Raw genomic sequence first — 19,383 nt, forward strand, 5'->3', positions numbered from 1 at the left:
ACCCATTCTAATACCGGTATAGTAATTGGCATGGTGGAGCTCAAGACAGACACATCGATCGAGGCCATGTACGAGGCGGGACAGGTCGTCGCACGAGCACTGACGGCCGTGCGCGAAGCCGCCGACGTGGGCGTATCCCTGCTGGAACTGGACGAACTGGCACACGACGTGCTGCGGGAGGCGGGGGCGACGTCCCCCTTCCTCGGCTACCGCCCGTCCTTCGCCGCGACGCCCTTCCCCGCGGTGCTCTGCGCGTCCGTGAACGACGCGATCGTGCACGGGATCCCCACCGGCTACCGGCTGCGCGACGGCGACCTCCTCTCGGCGGACTTCGGCGCCGCGCTGAACGGCTGGGCCGGCGACTCCGCGATCAGCTTCACCGTGGGCACGCCGCGCCCGGCGGACGTCCGGCTGATCGAGACCGCCGAGCGGGCCCTCGCGGCCGGCATCGAGGCGGCGGTCGTCGGCAACCGCATCGGCGACATCGCGCACGCGATCGGCACGGTGTGCCGGACGGCGGGCTACGGCATCCCGGAGGGCTTCGGAGGCCACGGCATCGGGCGCCACATGCACGAGGACCCCGCGGTCCCCAACGAGGGCCGCCCGGGCCGGGGTTACCCCCTGCGCCACGGCATGGCCATCGCGATCGAACCGATGCTGATCGCGAGCGGCAAGGACGGCTACCACGAGGCGCCGGACGGCTGGACCCTGTGCACGAACGACGGTTCCCGGGCGGCCCACGCGGAACACACGGTGGCGATCACGGAAAGCGGACCGAGGGTCCTCACCGAGCGCCGGTAGGACCGTTCCACCGACGGGCGCGGACCGTATCGGCCGGCGGCCCGCCCCCGTGGGCACCACTGCCCCCGGTCGGCCCACGGCCCCTGCCCCGGCAGGCACAGGGCCAACCGATCTGCCGCTGCGCCCCGTGGACGCATCCACCCACAAGGACCGCGGCCGGTTCCGCCGGCCGGGGCGGGGCCGTGACAATCCGCGGCTCCGCCCCATGGGCGACCGCACGCGCACCACCCGCGCCCGCCGCCGGCAGGCGCGGTGCCGTCCCGATCTGCCGCTGCGCCCCGTGGGCGCGACCGCCCACGACGACGGGGCGGCCGCCGTGCGGCGGGCGGTCCCAGGACATGCCGCGTCCTGCGGATCGTGCCATCGTGGTGTAGCCCGGGACGGACAGCGCACCCGTCCGCACCGGCAGCGCAAGTCGATCGAACGGAACGCCATGACCAGCGGCTTCTCCAGCCCGGAGGGGTACGGCGACCCCTTCGGCGAGTTCCTGGCCCGCTTCTTCGGCGGACCCCGCCCAGGCCCCCGGCAGATCAACATCGGCCAGCTCCTCAGCCGGCCCGCGCGGGAGCTCGTACGCGGCGCGGCCCAGTACGCGGCCGAGCACGGCAGCCGCGACCTGGACACCGAGCATCTCCTGCGCGCGGCTCTCGGCGCGGAGCCGACCCGCACTCTGCTCAGCCGGGCCGGCGCCGACCCCGAGTCCCTCGCGTCGGAGATCGACGAGCGCTCGGGCCCGGTCCAGCACCCGCCGGGGGAGGTGCCACCGCCCACGTCGCTGTCGCTGACCCCGGCCGCCAAACGCGCCCTGCTGGACGCGCACGACCTGGCCCGCTCGCGTGGGGACGGTTACATCGGCCCGGAGCACGTGCTGAGCGCCCTCGCCTCGAACCCGGACTCCGCGGCCGGGCACATCCTCAACGCGGCCCGCTTCGCCGCCGCGGGCCTGCCGAGCGAGCCCCCGGACACCGCGCAGACGCCCCGCCCCGGCGACCGGCAGCGGCCCACCGGCACCCCCACCCTGGACAAATACGGCACCGATCTCACCGAGCTGGCCCGTCAGGGCCGGATCGACCCGGTGATCGGCCGCGACGACGAGATCGAGCAGACCATCGAGGTGCTCTCCCGGCGCGGCAAGAACAACCCGGTACTGGTCGGCGACGCCGGCGTCGGCAAGACCGCCATCGTGGAGGGACTGGCCCAGCGGATCACGGACGGGGACGTGCCGGACGTCCTCGTCGCGCGGCGCGTGGTCGCCCTGGACCTGACGGCCGTGGTCGCGGGCACCCGCTACCGCGGCGACTTCGAGGAGCGGCTGACCACCATCGTCGACGAGATCCGCGCCCACTCCGACGAGCTGATCGTCTTCATCGACGAGCTGCACACCGTCGTCGGCGCGGGCGGTGGTGGCGAGGGCGGCGGGTCGATGGACGCCGGCAACATCCTCAAGCCGGCCCTGGCCCGCGGCGAGCTGCACATCGTGGGCGCGACGACGCTGGAGGAGTACCGGCGGATCGAGAAGGACGCGGCGCTCGCCCGCCGTTTCCAGCCGATCCTCGTCCCGGAGCCGTCCGTCGCGGACGCGCTGGAGATCCTGCGCGGGCTGCGCGACCGCTACGAGGCCCACCACCAGGTCCGTTACACCGACGAGGCGCTCGTCGCGGCCGTGGAGCTGTCCGACCGCTACCTCACCGACCGCCGCCTGCCCGACAAGGCGATCGACCTGATCGACCAGGCCGGCGCCCGGGTACGGCTCGGTGCCCGCACCAAGGGCACGGACGTACGGGCGATGGAGCGCGAGGCCGAGGAACTGACCCGCGACAAGGACCAGGCGGTCGCGGACGAACAGTACGAGCAGGCCACCCGGCTGCGCGACCGCATCGTCGAGCTGAAGCAGCGCATCGCGGACGCGACAGGTGAGGTCACCTCCGACGAGGGCAGGCACCTGGAGGTCACCGCGGAGGCGATCGCCGAGGTGGTGTCCCGGCAGACCGGCATCCCGGTCGCGAGCCTCACCCAGGAGGAGAAGGACCGCCTGCTCGCCCTGGAGGAGCACCTGCACGAGCGGGTCGTGGGCCAGGAGGAGGCCGTACGGGTCGTCGCGGACGCGGTGCTGCGCTCACGCGCCGGGCTCTCCAGCCCGGACCGGCCGATCGGCAGCTTCCTGTTCCTCGGCCCGACCGGCGTCGGCAAGACCGAACTGGCCCGCGCGCTCGCCGAGTCGCTGTTCGGCAGCGAGGAGCGGATGGTGCGGCTCGACATGAGCGAGTACCAGGAGCGGCACACCGTGAGCCGTCTCGTCGGCGCTCCGCCCGGGTACGTCGGCCACGAGGAGGCCGGGCAGCTGACGGAGACCGTCCGCCGCCACCCCTACTCCCTGCTCCTGCTCGACGAGGTGGAGAAGGCGCACCCGGACGTCTTCAACGTCCTGCTCCAGGTCCTCGACGACGGCCGGCTCACCGACTCCCAGGGGCGCACGGTCGACTTCACCAACACGGTCATCGTGATGACCAGCAACCTGGGTTCGGAGGCGATCACCCGGCGCGGCGCCGGCATCGGCTTCGGATCGGGTGGCGCGGACGCCGACGAGGAGGCGCGGCGCGAACAGATCCTGCGACCGCTGCGCGAGCACTTCCGGCCGGAGTTCCTCAACCGGATCGACGAGATCGTCGTGTTCCGGCAGCTCACGGGTGAGCAACTGCGGCGGATCACCGACCTGTTGCTGCAGCGGACGCGGCAGCTGGTGCAGGCCCGGGGCATCACGGCCGAGTTCACCGACGCGGCCGTCGACTGGCTCGCCGAGCGCGGCTACCAGCCCGAGTACGGCGCCCGCCCGCTGCGCCGCACGATCCAGCGCGAGGTCGACAACCAGCTGTCCCGGCTGCTCCTCGACGGGCGGGTCGAGGAGGGCGACCGGGTGACGGTGGAGGTCGAGGACGGGCGGCTCGCGTTCCGTACGCGGACCGGCGAGCCACCCGCCCCCGAGCTCTGACGCCCGACGCTCGACGAGGTCGGACGCCCGATCCGTCCGCTCCGGGTGGGTCCTTAGGGCGCCGGACGCACCACCTGCGCCGAGCCGCCGCCGCGTCGTACCTTCTCGGCGGCGGCCAGCCACTTGCCGTTCGGCAGCCGCTGCACGGCGGTGGCCGCGCCGATCTCCGGGTTGAGCTTGAAGGAGTGCCCGATGGCCTCCAGCCGGGCCCGCAGCCCGTCGGGGCTGGTGTCGTCGTAGAGCGCGGGCTCCAACTCCGTCTGGGCGGCGTTGCGTTGGCTGGCGCGCGGGGCGGCGATCGCGTCGACGAGCGGCAGCCCGCGGTCGACGAACTCGGTCAGGGTCTGCAGCACGGTGGTGATGATGGTCGCGCCACCGGGCGAACCCAGCGCCACCACCGGCTTGTTGTGGCGGTCGAGCACGATCGTCGGCGAGATCGACGAGCGCGGCCGCTTGCCCGGTCCTGGCAGGTTCGGGTCGTGGACGGCCGGGGCGGCGGGGGCGAAGGAGAAGTCCGTCAGCTCGTTGTTGAGGAGGAAGCCGCGGCCGGGCACCGTGATGCCGCTGCCGCCGGTCTGCTCGATGGTGAGCGTGTAGGAGACCACGTTGCCCCACTTGTCGGCGACGGTGAGGTGCGTGGTGTTCTCGCCCTCGTACGTCGTCGGCGCCGCCGTGCCGCCCGTGCCGCAGGCGGCCGGGTGACGCGGGTCGCCGGGCGCCACCGGGCTGGTGAGGACCGCGTCGTCCTTGATGAGGCAGGCGCGTGAGTCGGCGTACCTCTGCGACAGCAGCTGCCTGGTGGGGACGTCCTCGAAGGCGGGGTCGCCGACCCAGCGGCCGCGGTCGGCGAACGAGATCCGGCTGGCTTCGAGGTAGTGGTGCAGGTACTGGACCTCGCTCGCCTTCGAGAGGTCGGTGTTCTCCAGGATGTTGAGGGCCTCGCCGACCGTCGTGCCGCCCGAGGACGAGGGGGCGATGGAGTAGACGCCCAGACCGCGGTACGAGGTCTTCGTGGGCGCCTGGAGCTTGGCCCGGTAGGCCGCGAGGTCCTTGGCGGACAGGTCGCCCGGCCGGGCGTTCCAGCCCGAACCGGGGTCCACGGGCGGCTTGTTCACCGTGGAGACGATGTCCTCGCCGAGGTCGCCGCGGTAGATCGCGCCGACGCCCTTGCGAGCCAGCTCCTCGTAGGTGCGGGCGAGGTCGGGGTTCTTGAACGTCGAGCCCACGACCGGGAGTTGACCGCCGGGCAGGAACAGCTTCGCCGTGTCGGGGAAGTAGCGGAAGCGGGTCTCGTTGGCGGCGGTCTGGCTGCGGAAGGTGTCGTCGACGGTGAAGCCCTCGCGGGCGATGCGCTGGGCGGGCTTCAGGACCGTGCCGAGTTTCTCGCTGCCCCACTCCCTCAGCGCCGTCGCCCAGGTGGCGGGGGTTCCCGGCGTGCCGACGCCCAGGCCGCTGCTGACGGCGTCCGCGAAGGCGAGCGGCTTGCCGTTCTCCAGGAAGAGACCGGAGTCCGCGGTCAGCGGCGCGGTCTCACGGCCGTCGATGGTGTGCACGGCACGGGAATCGGCGTCGTAGTAGACGAAGTAGCCGCCTCCGCCGATACCGGAGGAGTAGGGCTCGGTGACGCCGAGAGCGGCGGCGGTGGCGACGGCCGCGTCGACGGCGTTGCCCCCCTTGCGCAGCACCTCGATGCCGGCCGCGGAGGCGTCCGCGTCGACGCTGGCGACCGCACCGCCGTAGCCGACGGCGACCGGGACCTTCGCAACAGTGGCTCTCTCAGCGGCGGGTGGCGCCGCGGCACCCACCGTGACCACGGCGGCCGAGACCGCCAGGACCGACAGTTTCCGCGCGACAGGGCGACGCATCCGTACCTCCAGTCCAGGACCGTCCGCGCAGCGTAACCACATTCACGGGGCCCTGACAGCCTCCTTCCGGGCACTGTCATACGAACGCCACACCTCGAACACGGGTACGCCCCGGCCGTGCTCGCCCGCTAGCATGCGCGCCCATGAACGACGACGTGCGCAACATCGTCCTGGGCGTGGTCGCGGCCGGCCTCAGTGCCGCGCTCGGCTGGTTGACCCGCACCTACCTGTGGAAGCGCAGACTCCGGCGCAAGCAGGCCTTCTTCGGGCTGCCCGAGAACTCGGAGTGCCTGCTGGTCGTCAACCGCGACGCGGGCAGCCCCGACCTCGCGGTGCACCGCCACGACGTGTTCGCCCTCCTGGAACTCGCCGCGCTCATCAAGGACTGCGGCGCGGGCGCCGAGGTGGTCACCCAGGACGCGGCCCGGCAGGGTTTCGGAGAGCGGACGGAGTTCTGTGTCGGCGGCCCGGGATCGAACCGGCGGATGGCGGCCCACATCCAGGCCATGCTGCCCGGGGTGCGCATCAACACCGACCGCGAACCGGGCCCGGACCGGCTGGCGTTCCAGATAGGCAGCGAGCACCACCGCATGGAACCGGGCGTCACCGAGTACGTCCTGCTGGCCCGGCTCACCGCCGGCCGACGGCGCGAGGCGCGGCCGGTGTTCCTGTTCTGCGGCCAGCGCGCGATCAACAACCAGGCCGCCACCCGCTACCTGGTCCGCAACCACGAACGGCTGGCCCGCAAACACGGGTACGACTCCTTCGTACTGCTCCTGAAGGTCATCAACTCCCAGGTGTACGGCCCCGATGTGGTCGAACTGGTGGCGGACGTGACCCGGGCGGCGCAGGCACCCCTGCCGGACACGACAATTGTTACTGCGACGTAACTTACTGACGGTTACCTCCGGCGGGACACAGCGGTTACCGTCGGGTCACTTTGCGACGGAGCAGGCAAGAGGAGTGACCCGTGGGACGACCGCACCGCACGGCCCTTCGCACGACCGCCATGGGCGCCGTCTCCGCGACCCTGGTCGCCGGCGGCGTACTGGGCCTGGCGCCCGCCGCGCAGGCCGGCGTCGGCGGGGTCCGGTACGTCGACATCGCCGGGGACGGCGGTACGGTCCTCAAGGCCAACGTGGTCACCCCCGCCGGTGGCGACGGCAGCCGCCGCCACCCGCTGATCGTGCTGCCGACGAGCTGGGGCTTCCCGCAGGTCGAGTACCTCGCCCAGGCACAGCGGCTCGCCGACTCCGGTTATGTCGTGCTCAGTTACAACGTGCGCGGCTTCTGGCAGTCCGGCGGCGAGATCGACGTGGCCGGGCCGCACGATGTCGCCGACGCCGCCAAGGTCGTCGACTGGGCCCTAGCGAACACCCCGAGCGACCCGGGACACGTCGGCATGGCGGGCGTCTCGTACGGCGCCGGGATCAGCCTGCTGGCCGCCGCCCACGACCCGCGCGTCAAGGCCGTCGCCTCGCTCAGCGGCTGGGGCGACCTGATCGACTCGATCTACTCCGGCCGCACCCAGCACGTCCAGGGCGCCGCCGTGCTCGACACCGTGGGCACGGTCGCCGGTCGCCGCAGCGCCGAGTCCCAGGAGGTCTTCTCGGCCTTCTACTCCTCCGACCTGTCGAAGGAGAAGGACATCGTCGCCTGGGGGCAGAAACGTTCCCCCGCTACCTACCTGGACCAGCTCAACAAGAACGGCACGGCGATCATGATGGCCGGCGCCTGGGGCGACACGATCTTCCCGCCCAACCAGTCCGCCGCCTTCTACGAGCGGCTGACCGGCCCCAAGCGGCTGGAGTTCCGGCCCGGCGACCACGCGACCGCCGAGCTCACCGGTCTGTTCGGGCTGCCCAACGACGTGTGGACCGACACCGGGCGCTGGTTCGACCACTACCTCAAGGGCGAGGACAACGGCATCGACCGCGAGCAGCCCGTCCGGCTCAAGTCCCGTTCCACAAGCGGTTACGAGGGATATCCGGACTGGAAGTCGGTGAACGCGACCCGGAACAAGATCGCCCTCGCCGGCTCCACCACGATCCACACCAACGTGGACTCGGGCGCCGACGGTGGGATCGTCTTCCTGTCCAGCATCCTCGACCAGGTGGCGAAGCTGCCCCCGGTGGCCGCGATCCCCCTGCTCCCCCGGCGCTGGGCCGCCGTGTGGCAGTCCGGGAAGTACGCCACCGCCCAGCAGGTGCGCGGCACCGCGCAGGTGCACACCACCGTCACCCCGACCCAGGAGAGCGGCACCCTCGTCGCCTACCTCTACGACGTGGGGCCGATCGGCCTCGGCAGACTGGTCGCCAACGCGCCGTACACCTTCCACGGGCACACGCCGGGCAAGCCGTTCGGTCTCGACCTGGACCTGTTCTCCACGGCCTACGACGTCCCGGCGGGGCACCGGCTCGCCCTGGTGGTCGACACGGTCGACCCGCTCTACATCGAGCACAACCCGTCCGGCGCGCGGCTGACCTTCTCCTCGCCGGCGAACGACCCGTCGTACGTGTCGGTTCCGCTGCGCGGGCAGTGATCTCCGGCCGCCGCCGGGGCGGGTGGGCTCTGCGGCTGGCGCCGTCGCTCAGTGCTTGAGGATCTTGGACAGGAAGTCCTTGGCGCGGTCGCTGCGCGGGGCGGTGAAGAACTCCTCGGGGGTGCGGTCCTCGACGATTCGGCCGTCGGCCATGAAGATCACACGGTTGGCGGCCGAGCGGGCGAAGCCCATCTCGTGGGTGACCACGACCATGGTCATGCCCTCCTGGGCGAGCTGCTGCATGACCTCCAGGACCTCGTTGATCATCTCGGGGTCGAGGGCGGAGGTGGGCTCGTCGAACAGGAGCGCCTTGGGGTCCATGGCGAGGGCGCGGGCGATGGCCACGCGCTGCTGCTGGCCTCCGGAGAGCTGGGCGGGGAACTTGTCGGCCTGGTCGGCGAGGCCCACCCGGTCGAGCAGTTCACGCGAGCGCCGGTCGGCCTCGTCCTTCTTGCGCTTGCGTACCTTCACCTGGCCCAGCGAGATGTTCTGCAGGACCGTCTTGTGGGCGAACAGGTTGAAGGACTGGAAGACCATGCCGACCTCGGAACGCAGTCCCGCCAGCGCCTTGCCCTCCTCGGGCAGCGGCTGCCCGTCGAGCGTGATCGAACCGGAGTGGATGGGCTCCAGCCGGTTGATCGCGCGGCACAGTGTCGACTTCCCCGACCCCGAAGGGCCGATCACCACGACCACCTCCCCCCTGCCGACGGTGAGGTTGATGTCCTGGAGGACATGCAGTTCCCCGAAGTACTTGTTGACGTCACGCAGCTCGATCAACGGATCGACGGCCATGCGCAGCCCTACTCACTTTCAGCTGTGTCGTGGTTGCCGCAAACTATCCACCGAAGACTGGAGTTGAGGCACGACACGCACTTTTCTGTCATTAGCCGTATTTACGCGCTCGTACTTCAGTTCTCGGCCACCTCGGCGTACAGCTGGGACAGTTCGGGGGTCCCGGTCGCGGCCCACTCGCGCCCTGCGGTGACCACGTCGACCTCCCGGCCGGACGCCAGCCGGACGACGGGTTCCCCGCCGGGCCAGATCACCCAGACGGAACCGGGCACCGTACGCACGACGACCGTGCCCAGGTAGAGCCCGGCGTCGTGACCGAACCAGGGCAGGGTCTCCTCGTCCTCGCGCCAGCGCGGCGGAAGCTGGTCCAGTGCCTCCAACGAGGCGGCCGTGTCGTCGAGTCGGATCCCCTGCCGGGCCGCCTGGGAACGCAACAGCTCGCATTCGGAGAGGAGTTCCGCGATCCCCTCGGGGTCCTCGGCGAGCACCGTCGCACGGTACTTCTTGCTCCTGTTGCCCAGGAAAGGGATGTTCATAAGCCCAGCGTGACATTCACACCGGCGTGCGCACCACAGGCGCGCTGGCACATGCCGAGGGCCGGGGCCGCGGTCCGGAAGGGCATCGCGCGTAGACGGACGGGTACCGGCTCCCGCTACACCTCGAGGTCGACGACGACCGGAGCGTGGTCCGAGGCGCCCTTGCCCTTGCGTTCCTCGCGGTCGACGTAGGAGTCCTTGACGGCCTTGGCGAACGGCTCGTTGCCGTACACCAGATCGATGCGCATGCCGCGGTTCTTGGGGAACGCCAGCTGGCGGTAGTCCCAGTACGTGAAGGGGTGGTCGTACTTCAGGGGGCGCGGGACGACGTCCGACAGGCCGGCCTCGCGCAGCGACGCCAGGGCGGCGCGCTCGGCCGGGGTGACATGGGTGAGGCCCTCGAAGGCGGCCACGTCGTACACGTCGTCGTCGGTCGGCGCCACGTTGTAGTCGCCCATCACCGCGAAGGGGCGGCTGCCCGCCGCGTCGCCCGCGACGGCGGCCTTGAGGGCCTCGAACCACTGGAGCTTGTAGGCGTAGTGCGGGTGGTCCACCTCGCGGCCGTTCGGCACGTACACCGACCAGACGCGGACCGGGCCGCAGGTCGCCGCGATGGCGCGGGGCTCCGGCGCCCCGTCGTAGCCCGGGTCGCCGGGCAGGCCCTTGACCACGTCCGCCAGGCCGACGCGGGAGATCACCGCCACGCCGTTCCACCGGCCCGTGGCGTGCACCGCCGCCTCGTAGCCCAGTTCGCGCAGCTGGTCGAGCGGGAACTGCGCCTCGGCGACCTTGGCCTCCTGCAGGCACAGCACGTCGGTGCCGCTGCTCTCCAGCCAGGCCAGCAGCCTCGGCAGGCGGGCGGTGATCGAGTTCACGTTCCAGGTCGCGATACGCATGCCTCACAACCTACCCGGAGGGTCCGACAACGCCCTCGCTCAGACCTGCGCGGAGGCCCCGGGCGCCAGCCGGCGGTGGTCGGCGCCGCCCAGGTTGCCCAGGTGCGTGTCGTAGATCGGGCGGGCGAGGTCGGTGAGGAGGGCGTCGTGGATGTCGTAGACGCGCTGCGGCCGGACCTCGCGGACGTACTCGATGACCTCGGAGATCTTGTTCCAGGGGGCCTGGACCGGGGCCAGCAGGGTTTCCACCGGGTGTCCGGGGACGGTGAGCGCGTCTCCGGGGTGGAAGACGCGGCCCTCGTCGACCAGGAAGCCGACGTTGGTGACGCGCGGGAGGTCGGGATGGATGACGGCGTGCAGCTCGCCGTGGACCTGGACGTCGAAACCCGCGGCGGTGAACGTGTCGCCGTGGCCGACCGTGTGCACCCGGCCGGGGAACGCTGCGGAGAGCTTCTCCGCGACGGACCTCAGGGTCCAGATCACGACGGCCGGGTCGGCCTCCAGGGCCGCCCGCAGCCGCTTCTCGTCGAAGTGGTCGGGGTGCTCGTGGGTGACCAGGATCGCGTCCGCCCCGACCGCGGCGTCCGCCTCGCTGAATCCGCCCGGGTCGAGGACGAGCGTGCGCCCGTCCTTCTCCAGGCGCACACACGCGTGCGACTTCTTGGTGAGTTTCAGAGCCGTCATGAGATCCATCCTGCCCCCGTGTCCGGTGCGGGGCTCACTCGGTGGGGGTGGTCTCCTCCCGGATGACCTGCTGTGCCACCTTGAACGCGCTGTTCGCCGCGGGTACGCCGCAGTAGACGGCCGCCTGCAGCAGCACCTCCTTGATCTCGTCCGGGGTGAGGCCGTTGCGCAGCGCGGCACGGATGTGGAAGGCGAGCTCCTCCAGGTGGCCGCCCGCGACCAGCGCGGTGAGCGTGACGCAGGAGCGGGAGCGCCGGTCGAGGCCGGGCCGGTCCCAGATCTCGCCCCAGGCATAGCGGGTGATGAACTCCTGGAACTCCCCGGAGAAGTCGTCGGCCTGCGACAGCGCGCGGTCGACATGGGCGTCCCCGAGGACCTCCCGGCGCACCTTCAGACCGGCGTCGTACGGATCGGGGCGGCCCATGGCCTGCACCGGTTCGAGGACCGGGGCGGGCGCGATCTCCGCGATGGCCACCGGCTGCGGAGGCTGCTGGGGCACGGTCAGGACCGCCCTGACGGGGATGCCCGGCACGGCCGTCTGCCCGGTGCCGGAGTCGTAGGCGGGCTGCCAGGCGGTGGAGAAGTGGCGGACCAGCAGGTCGGTCACGGCCGCGGGCTGCTCCACCGGGACCAGGTGCGAGGCGCCCGGTACGACGGCCAGCCGGGCGTCCGGGATGCCGGCCACCAGGGTGCGCGCCTCGGCGGGGCCGGTGACCTGGTCGTCCGAGCCGACGAGGACCAGGGTCGGCACACCCACGAGACCGATCTCGGCCCGCACGTCGAAGGCGGCGAGCGCCTCGCAGGCCGCTATGTAGCAGCCGGGGTCGGTGGTGCGCACCATCTGCACGGCCCACTCGGTGATCGCGGGCTGCGCGGCCGCGAAGCCACTGGTGAACCAGCGGTCGGGCGAACTGCGGGCGATGGGGTCGAGACCGTTGGTGCGGACTATCACGCCCCGCTGCCGGAACTCGTCGGCCGTGCCGAACCGCGGCGAGGCCGCGATCAGCGCGAGGGAGGCGACCCGCTCCGGGTGCCGCAGCGCCAGCTCCACGCCGACCGCGCCGCCGAACGCGCAGCCCGCGTAGCCGAATCGCTGCACGCCGAGAGCGTCGAGGGTGGCGAGCAGCCGCCCGGCCAGGTCGGAGACCGAACCGACCGGGTAGGCCGGGGCGCCGCCGTGGCCGGGCAGGTCGTAGCGGAAGATCCGCCACTGCTGGGCCAGCTCGGGAACCTGACGGTCCCACATGTGCCAAGTCGTGCCCAGTGAGGGGCCCAGGATCAGGACAGGGGCGTCCTCCGGCCCGTCGAAGCGGTATTGCAGGGTGTTGGTCGTACTCTCGCTCACCCGGTTCACGCTCCCACATCTCACAATTTCTCACGCGCTTGGGTCGGAACCCCGTGCAAGCCGTCCCAGGTTGTGGCAGCCCCGCGAAGATCCTCTGCACCGGGCTTCACCTGCCCGCGCCGGGCGGTCCGTGAGACCCGATGCGCGTGCATCGTACAGACGGACTCCGCGAAACCCGTGCCGAGCCCCGGGCCGACGCTTTTCCGACGTACGCGCGTTCCCCTCACACCGCCCGGACGGGGTGCCGGACCACGGCGTCGAACAGATAGCCCTGGGTGTTCGGGACGGTCGTGTCGGGCTGGGTGCGGCCGGTGCTCTCGGTGGCCCGGGCCAGCAGGGTGTACGCGCGGGGCGCCGACGGGCGCCGGTCGGTGGACCAGCGGACCCGGCCCGCGCGGCGCGGGGCGTCGTGCAGCCTGGCGCGTCGCCGGCGGGCCCCTCCGTCGGTGCTGACGTCGACGCGTACGACCGCGCCGGCGCCGGACCAGGAGCGTCCGGTCAGACGGTGCACGGCACCCGCCCCGAGGCTCGCGTCCCAGGGCAGCTCCCAGGCGCTCTTGACGGTCTGCCGGGTCAGCGGGGCGCTGCCGCCGTCGGGGTGGGCGCTGCCGAACAGCCACTGGTGCAGTCTGCGGCGGTCGTAGGCGGATTCGGGTGTGGGAGACGTGGGCACGGGCCGGCCTTTCCGGGGGCGGGGTGCCTGGACCGGGACGCGATCAGGGCGTCAGAAGGCGCGGCGCGTCCACGGCAGGAGGGTGCAGAGGGGTGAGGTGAGGATCAACAACAGCCGCGCGAGAGCAACGCGCGGTACCGCGGAGCGGGGCGGTGGTCGTCGAGAGTCACGGGCGCCATCGTAGGAGGCGTGCGGAGAAGTGGGGAGCGGTTCGGGCGAGTTGGGCGGCCGCGGGGGCGCGGACACCGGCGGCCCGTGACCGGCTCCGCCGGGCGCCCTGCGCGCCGATCGGCCTGGGCGCCTCAGAGCTCGTCCGAGCCGCCCAGGCCGGTCAGCGCGCCCACCGGGTCCGGGTCGGGGGTGCCGCGCGGCCACCAGTCCTCCTGGCCCGGTTCGGATTCGTAGGCGTACCACAACCCGTCGCGGCCGAAGCGGAGTTGGACATGGCCGCGGGGGTGGGTGAGGTGGTTGCGGCGTGGGCGGAAGGCCGGGAGGTCGGCGGCGAGGAGAAGCGGCCTGGCCCGGTCGAAACGGCCGGCCGGCGGGTCCCAGGTCTCCTCCAGGACGGTGAGCCCTTCCGGCCCGCCCTGCCGCCAGGCGGCCACCGCACGCGCCAGTTCGACGGGGGTGCGGCCGACGGCGGCGGCGAGCGCGGCGTAGAGGGAGCGGGTGGTGACGGTGAGCCCGGAACCCGGTCGGGACGCGGCGAGCCGTACGGCATCCCGCCAGAGGGTGAGTTCGCCGATCTCGTCCTGGCCGGTTACCAGCAGGGCGTGGGCGCGGGCGGCCGCGTCGGTCGCGAGGTGGTCCAGCGCGAAGGAGTCGGGGCCGTTCGGCGCGGACGGGTAGGCCGGGGGCTGCTCGGGGTGCGGGGGCACGGGCAGCGGGGCGGGCAGCGGCGGGAGCCGGCGCTCGGCGAGGGCTTCGGCGGCCCGTACCCCCGGCAGACGTTCCGGTTCCTGCTCCTGGGCGGCGCGGGCCGCGCGGGTGGCGTTGCGGCGGGACAGCGCGTCGAGCACCTCGCGTTCGCCCCGGCCGCGCAGCAGGAGCAGCACGAACGGGTCGGCGTCGAGCAGCCGCGCGGTCTGGTAGCAGAGGGCGGCGGCGTGCTTGCAGGGGTGACCGCGGTCGGGGCAACTGCACTGCGGCTCGAGGTCGCCGGGGCCCGGAAGCAGCGGCACCCCGCACTCGGCGAGGGACTCGGGCATCTCCTTGTCGAGCAGCGCGGCGATGTGCCCGGGGCGCTCGACGGCGGCTTCCAGGAAGCGCTCCCAGTCCTCGGCGCCGAGGGTGCGCAGCCGCACCTGTACGCGGTAGGGGCGGGGGCGGCTGCCCTGCACGTACGCCAGCACGAGCCCGGGGGTGACGGTGATCGCGTCCACGTTCCCCTGCTCGGCGTAACCGCGCCCGCGGGCCAGGCGCTTGGCGTCGAGGGCGCCCTCCTCCAGTGCGGCGACCCAGGCGTTGCCCCACCAGGTCCCCGCGAAGTTCCCGCCGGTGCGCGGCGGGAAGGCCGGGAAGGTACGGCGGTGCTCGCCGTCCCGTGCGGGGGCTGCCATGGAGCGGGGGCCGCGGGGCGGTTCGGGAGACAGGAAAGGCGCGCCGCCGAGGGAAATCACGGAGGCCGCAGCTTCGGGTGAACTTCCGCCGACCACCGCGGCGTCGCTGACAGCGACCCCGGGCTCGGGCTTGGGCTCGGTCCCGGGGTCGGGGTCGGGCTCGGTCCCGAGGTCGGTCCCGGGGTCGGTCCCGGGGTCGGGCTTGGGCTCGGGCTCGGGTTCGGCCGAATCCTCCGACGGCATCCGGAAGGCGCCCGCGAGCAACTCCCGTACGGCACGCGCTCGTTCGTCGGCCACCTGGTCAGGTGCGCCGGGGTGCCGCCGGGCTTCGGTGGGGCGAGCGTCCGGGCGGGAGCGGAGGCCCGCGTCGCCGCGCGGGGTCCTGCGGCCTGTCCGGGTCCGGGCCTCGGCCGGGTTCCGGCGGGCAGCCTCCGCGCGGGCGGCGCGCAAGGCCTCCCGCGCGATGTCCCCGGGGCGCGAGCCGGCACCGGCCTGCGGGGCACGCGGTTCGGCGGCCACCGGTGAGGCATCGTCCGATGAGGCCTCTGTCGGCGAGGACTCCGCCGGCGGGGTGGGGGGCGCGACGGGGTCGGCGTCGGCGGCCGGGGCGGCTTCCCCGGGGGGCGAGTCCGCCGCGGTCTCGGCCACGGGCTCGGTGGCGGCTGCGGGCTCGGTGTCGGGTGCGAGCTCCGCCGCGCGCCGCAGCGCCGCGCGGGCCGCGTCGCCGGCGGACGCGGATTCCACCACGGGCGGAGGTTCCACCGCAGGCGCGGGCTCCACAGCACGCCGCAGCGCCGCGCGGGCCGCGTCACCACCGGACGCGGATTCCACCACGGGCGGAGGTTCCAGTGCGGGCGCGGGCTCCACCACGGGCGCGGATTCCATCGCGGACGCCGGTTCCGCCACGGACGCGGATTCCGCCGCGCGCCGCAGGGCCGCGCGGGCCGCGTCACCGGGCCTGGGGGCGGGATCGCCGGGCCGGGCCGTGGAGGCGTGTGACGGTGCTTGTGTCGGCTCCTGTTCCTGCGAGCGCTCCCGAGCCGCGCGCAGCGCTCGGCGAGCCTCGTCGGCCGGGCCGACGTCCTTCTCCCGTTGCTCCTCGGCCGGGCCGGCGGCGGGGCCGGCCTTCTCCGTCTCTCCCATCACGCCTCCCTCCGCAGTCTGACCAGGTCGGTCAGTTCGCGGTCCGTGAGTTCGGTGAGGGCCGACTCGCCGGAGCCGAGGATCGCGTCGGCCAGGGCGCGCTTGGCCTGGAGCATCTCGGCGATGCGGTCCTCGACCGTGCCCTCGGTGATGAGGCGGTGCACCTGGACCGGCTGGGTCTGGCCGATGCGGTAGGCGCGGTCGGTGGCCTGTTCCTCCACCGCGGGGTTCCACCAGCGGTCGAAGTGGACGACATGGCCCGCGCGGGTGAGGTTGAGGCCGGTGCCGGCGGCCTTCAGGGAGAGGACGAGAACCGGGGTCGCACCGGCCTGGAAGCGGTCCACCATGCGCTCCCGCTCGGGGACCGGGGTGCCGCCGTGCAGCAGGTCGACCGGGACCGCGCGGGCGGTGAGGTGGGCGGTGATCAGCCGGGCCATGCCGACGTACTGCGTGAAGACGATGGCCGAGCCGTCCTCGGCGAGCAGGGTGTCCAGCAGCTCGTCCAGCAGGGCGAGTTTGCCGGAGCGGGCGGCCAGGGCGTCGCCGACGGAGGCCGTCTCCTCCTTGAGGTACAGGGCGGGGTGGTCGCAGATCTGCTTGAGCGCGCCCAGCAGCTTCAGCACCAGGCCACGCCGGGCGATGCCGTCCGCCGTCTCGATGGCCAGCAGCGACTCCCGCACCACCGCCTCGTACAGCGCGGCCTGTTCGCGGGTGAGCGGGACCGGGTGGTCGGTCTCGGTCTTGGGCGGCAGCTCGGGCACGATGCCGGGGTCGGACTTCTTGCGGCGCAGGAGGAACGGGCGGACCAGACGGGCGAGGCGCTCCACCGCCTGGTCGTCCTCGCCGTTCTCGACCGCGCGCGCGTGCCGGGCCCGGAAGGACTTCAGGGGGCCGAGGAGTCCGGGTGTCGTCCAGTCGAGCAGGGCCCACAGCTCGGAGAGGTTGTTCTCGACGGGGGTGCCGGTCAGGGCCACGCGCGCGGGGGTCGGGATCGTGCGCAGGGCCTTCGCCGTCGCCGAATAGGGGTTCTTCACGTGCTGGGCCTCGTCGGCGACGACCATGCCCCAGGGCTGCCCGGCGAGGGTGGGCGCCGCCGAGCGCATCGTGCCGTACGTGGTGAGGACGAAGCCGCCGCCGAGGTCCGCGAGGCTGCGGTCGGGGCCGTGGAAGCGGCGGACCGGGACGCCGGGCGCGAAGCGGTTGATCTCGCGCTGCCAGTTGCCCAGCAGGGAGGCCGGGCAGACCACCAGGGTCGGTTCGGTGCGGGCCCGCTTCAGGTGCAGGGCGATGACGGTGATCGTCTTGCCGAGGCCCATGTCGTCGGCGAGGCAGCCGCCGAGGCCGAGGGAGGTCATGAGGTCCAGCCAGGCCAGTCCGCGCAGCTGGTAGTCGCGCAGGGTGGCGTGCAGACCGGCCGGCGGATCGGCGGGGTGGACGCCGGTGGTGAGGCGGTCGCGCAGGGCGGCCAGGGCGCCGACGGGGACCGCCTCGACGCTCTCGCCGTCGACCTCCGCGGTTCCGCTGAGGGCGACGGACAGGGCGTCGACCGGGTCGAGCAGGCCCAGTTCCCGCTTGCGGGCCTTGCGCACGAGCGCCGGGTCGACCAGGACCCACTGGTCACGGAGCCGGACCACCGGACGGTGGGCCTCCGCCAGGGTGTCCATCTCGGCCTCGCTGAGCGGATCGCCGCCGAGCGCCAGCTGCCAGCGGAACTGGAGCAGTTCCTCGCTCTCGAAGAAACCGGTGCCGTCGGTCGCCGAGCCGGGCGCGGTCCTGACCACCGCGGCCGCGCTGAGGTCCTGCGCCAGGTCCCTCGGCCAGTGCACGGCGACCCCGGCCGTCGCGAGCCGGGTGGCCGCCACCCCGAGCAGATCGCTCAGCTCGTCCTCGGACAGGGCCAGGACGTCCGGCGCGTCCTGTTCGGCGAGCCGGGCGAGCGGTGGCCAGACGCGCGCCGCGCGCCGTACGGCGAGGGCGGCGTCCACGCGTGCGCGTGCCCCGAAGGCGGCGTCGGCCTCGCCCGCCCACAGGGACGCGGCGTCGGTCATCAGGGTGGGGTCGGCGAGGCTGTGCACCTGGACGATCGCGGCGCCCGCCCGGCGCGCCCGCTCACCGTCGTCGAGCCGGTCGAACATGTCGTAGGCGGACAGGTCGAGGCGGAGCGAGATCCGCACGCCCGCGTCCATGCCGGCGGCGACCTCGGCGGCCCAGTCGTGCGCGCCGGGCAGCCGCTGGGGCCGGCGGTCGGCGAAGGGCTTCCCGCACGCGTGCGGTGCGGCCGGGGTACGGGGAAGGGTGTCCGCCACGGCGTCCAGGAAGGACCGCATCAGGGCCTCGGGCCGGGGCAGCAGCAGCGGCCCGGGGCCGGGGAGCGGCACCGCGTGGCCCTCGTGCGGGAGCGCGGCGGCGACCGCGCGCAGATGGGCGACGTCCTCCGGGTCCAGCGGGCCCGCCCGCCAGGCGTCGTGTCCCGTGGGCGTCAGGCCGGGCAGCAGACGGCCGCGGGCGGTGAGCCGCAGCGCGTGCAGAGCGGCCGCGCCCCAGCAGGCGGTCGCCGGGTGGGCGGCCGGGTCGCGGCGGGCCCGCACGAGCAGCGGGAGCGCCTTGTCGAGCGGCAGGGACAGGGCGGGGGCCTGCGCGCGGCGGATGGCGGAGCCGCGGCGCCGGACGACGGTGAGCTCCGTGTGCTCCGCGTCCGCCGTGGTGGGCAGCGGGCCGTCCGCCGGGTCCCAGAAGGCGACGCGTCCCTCGCGCGGGAGGGGCGCGGGCAGGAAGACGGCGGCGAGCCGCACGCAGACGGAGCCGGGCTCCGCCGCGGCCGTGCCGTCGGCCATGACGCTCATGCCGTGTGTCCACCTCCCGCCCGCATGTCGGATCAGTCGTCTTCGACTCTACGGGCGGGGTCTGACAATCGGTCCCGGCGGCCGGCCGGGTCACGGCCGTCCGGCCGGGGCGGGACCGGTCAGGGGACCGTGCGGGAGACCACGTAGACGAAGGGGTAGACCGCGTTGCCGGTGTTCACCACCACGTCCAGCGTCGGCATGGGCTTCTTCTGTTCGTGGACGATGCCGAAGTCGTCCCCGGGGCGCGAGCCGGGGCCCGTGAACTTCCAGCCCGTGACCTCCTGGTCGCGGGCGCTGATGGTGATCTCGCCCTTCTTCAGGTCGGCCCTGCTGACGCCGATGCCGGCGAGGAACTCGTCGAGTCCCACCTGGGTGGTCTGGAACTGCGCGTACAGACGGCTGGTCTTCCAGTTGTTCGTCTCGTAGTACGCGACCTGGTTCGACGGGTGCGGGATCGGCACCTGGTACAGACGGCGCTGGACCTTCGACGGCCAGCCCTCGGTCAGGCCGGTCGCCGAGTACTTCGCCTCTTTGTCCTTGCCGCTGTCGCGGCTCTGGTTGGCGGAGATCACCAGGTAGCCGGCCGGGACACCGATGAGCAGCACGATGATCAGCAGGGTGAGCGCCCTGCGGCGGATCACGTGCCGGCGGTCCTCCGGCGGGCGGTGCGGCTCGTCGGGGGGCGCGGCCTGTCGGGGCAGCGATGCTGTCATGC

13 protein-coding genes and 1 pseudogene are annotated in these 19,383 nt (G+C 73.1%); 4 read left to right on the forward strand and 10 right to left on the reverse strand.

Translation table 11 applies throughout. The features are described 5' to 3' along the window. The first annotated feature begins 30 nt into the window (after positions 1-30). Both map and OHU34_RS09265 read left to right on the forward strand, forming a co-directional pair. Positions 31-801 carry a type I methionyl aminopeptidase gene (gene map / locus OHU34_RS09260; RefSeq protein WP_405765789.1) on the forward strand — a complete coding sequence of 257 codons (771 nt, stop codon included), beginning with the start codon at positions 31-33 and terminating at the stop codon, positions 799-801. A gap of 433 nt (positions 802-1,234) precedes the next feature. Then, the gene (locus tag OHU34_RS09265; RefSeq protein ID WP_230194262.1) at positions 1,235-3,790 is read left to right on the forward strand and encodes an ATP-dependent Clp protease ATP-binding subunit; all 2,556 of its coding nucleotides are present in this window, start codon (positions 1,235-1,237) and stop codon (positions 3,788-3,790) included. Positions 3,791-3,843: 53 nt separating this feature from the next. Here the strand turns inward: OHU34_RS09265 and ggt are convergent, their stop codons facing one another. After that, entirely contained in the window at positions 3,844-5,655 is a 1,812-nt protein-coding gene (ggt, locus tag OHU34_RS09270) for a gamma-glutamyltransferase (protein WP_142266848.1), read from the reverse strand. 143 nt (positions 5,656-5,798) lie between these two features. Here ggt and OHU34_RS09275 point away from each other — a divergent pair, with 143 nt between their 5' ends. Together OHU34_RS09275 and OHU34_RS09280 are read left to right on the forward strand one after the other, a co-directional pair. Further along, complete coding sequence (locus tag OHU34_RS09275) at positions 5,799-6,545, forward strand: hypothetical protein (RefSeq protein ID WP_142266847.1); 747 nt, start codon at positions 5,799-5,801, stop codon at positions 6,543-6,545. A gap of 119 nt (positions 6,546-6,664) precedes the next feature. Beyond that, a complete protein-coding gene (locus tag OHU34_RS09280) occupies positions 6,665-8,197 on the forward strand; it encodes a CocE/NonD family hydrolase (RefSeq protein WP_405772203.1) in 1,533 nt (510 codons plus the stop codon). 48 nt (positions 8,198-8,245) lie between these two features. On the opposite strand, the gene OHU34_RS09285 is transcribed toward OHU34_RS09280, so the two are convergent. The 9 genes and pseudogenes from OHU34_RS09285 to OHU34_RS09325 form a co-directional block, all read right to left on the reverse strand. Continuing rightward, entirely contained in the window at positions 8,246-8,989 is a 744-nt protein-coding gene (locus tag OHU34_RS09285) for an amino acid ABC transporter ATP-binding protein (protein WP_142266845.1), read from the reverse strand. Between the two features lie 116 nt (positions 8,990-9,105). Further along, on the reverse strand, positions 9,106-9,525 hold the full coding sequence (locus OHU34_RS09290) for a DUF6278 family protein (protein ID WP_142266844.1): 420 nt from the start codon (positions 9,523-9,525) through the stop codon (positions 9,106-9,108). 116 nt (positions 9,526-9,641) lie between these two features. Further along, a complete protein-coding gene (locus OHU34_RS09295; protein WP_142266843.1) occupies positions 9,642-10,421 on the reverse strand; it encodes an exodeoxyribonuclease III in 780 nt (259 codons plus the stop codon). A 39-nt stretch (positions 10,422-10,460) separates the two neighbouring features. Further along, positions 10,461-11,096 carry an MBL fold metallo-hydrolase gene (locus OHU34_RS09300; protein ID WP_405772205.1) on the reverse strand — a complete coding sequence of 212 codons (636 nt, stop codon included), beginning with the start codon at positions 11,094-11,096 and terminating at the stop codon, positions 10,461-10,463. A gap of 43 nt (positions 11,097-11,139) precedes the next feature. After that, a complete protein-coding gene (pcaC, locus tag OHU34_RS09305) occupies positions 11,140-12,450 on the reverse strand; it encodes a 4-carboxymuconolactone decarboxylase (protein ID WP_142266842.1) in 1,311 nt (436 codons plus the stop codon). Positions 12,451-12,673: 223 nt separating this feature from the next. After that, positions 12,674-13,066, reverse strand: a pseudogene (locus OHU34_RS09310) (sulfite oxidase); the annotation flags it as partial. Positions 13,067-13,425: 359 nt separating this feature from the next. Then, positions 13,426-15,426: an SWIM zinc finger family protein gene (locus OHU34_RS09315; protein WP_405772208.1), complete on the reverse strand. Its 2,001-nt coding sequence runs from the start codon at positions 15,424-15,426 to the stop codon at positions 13,426-13,428. Between the two features lie 398 nt (positions 15,427-15,824). Continuing rightward, a complete protein-coding gene (locus OHU34_RS09320) occupies positions 15,825-18,659 on the reverse strand; it encodes a DEAD/DEAH box helicase (RefSeq protein WP_405772211.1) in 2,835 nt (944 codons plus the stop codon). A 128-nt stretch (positions 18,660-18,787) separates the two neighbouring features. Further along, complete coding sequence (locus OHU34_RS09325; RefSeq protein WP_142266840.1) at positions 18,788-19,381, reverse strand: sugar kinase; 594 nt, start codon at positions 19,379-19,381, stop codon at positions 18,788-18,790. Between the last annotated feature and the right edge of the window lie 2 nt (positions 19,382-19,383).

Source organism: Streptomyces sp. NBC_00080 (genome assembly GCF_045041255.1).
In the GTDB taxonomy this organism is placed as follows: Bacteria; Actinomycetota; Actinomycetes; order Streptomycetales; family Streptomycetaceae; genus Streptomyces; species Streptomyces coriariae.